The organism is Siccibacter colletis (assembly GCF_000696575.1).
Classification (GTDB): domain Bacteria; phylum Pseudomonadota; class Gammaproteobacteria; order Enterobacterales; family Enterobacteriaceae; genus Siccibacter; species Siccibacter colletis.
Map to the genome: position 1 here is coordinate 1 of NZ_JMSQ01000041.1, position 413 is coordinate 413.

Genomic DNA, 413 nt, shown 5'->3' on the forward strand with positions numbered 1-413 from the left:
TTTTTCAACATTAGTCGGTTCGGTCCTCCAGTTAGTGTTACCCAACCTTCAACCTGCCCATGGCTAGATCACCGGGTTTCGGGTCTATACCCTGCAACTTAACGCCCAATTAAGACTCGGTTTCCCTTCGGCTCCCCTATACGGTTAACCTTGCTACAGAATATAAGTCGCTGACCCATTATACAAAAGGTACGCAGTCACACCACAAAGGTGCTCCCACTGCTTGTACGTACACGGTTTCAGGTTCTGTTTCACTCCCCTCGCCGGGGTTCTTTTCGCCTTTCCCTCACGGTACTGGTTCACTATCGGTCAGTCAGGAGTATTTAGCCTTGGAGGATGGTCCCCCCATATTCAGACAGGATACCACGTGTCCCGCCCTACTCATCGAGCTCACAGCAAGTGTGTTTTTGTGT

General features: G+C 50.4%; 1 rRNA gene. It reads right to left on the reverse strand.

Annotated features, from left to right (window positions below):
• Positions 1–413 (reverse strand): 23S ribosomal RNA (locus ET34_RS0120705); the annotation flags it as partial.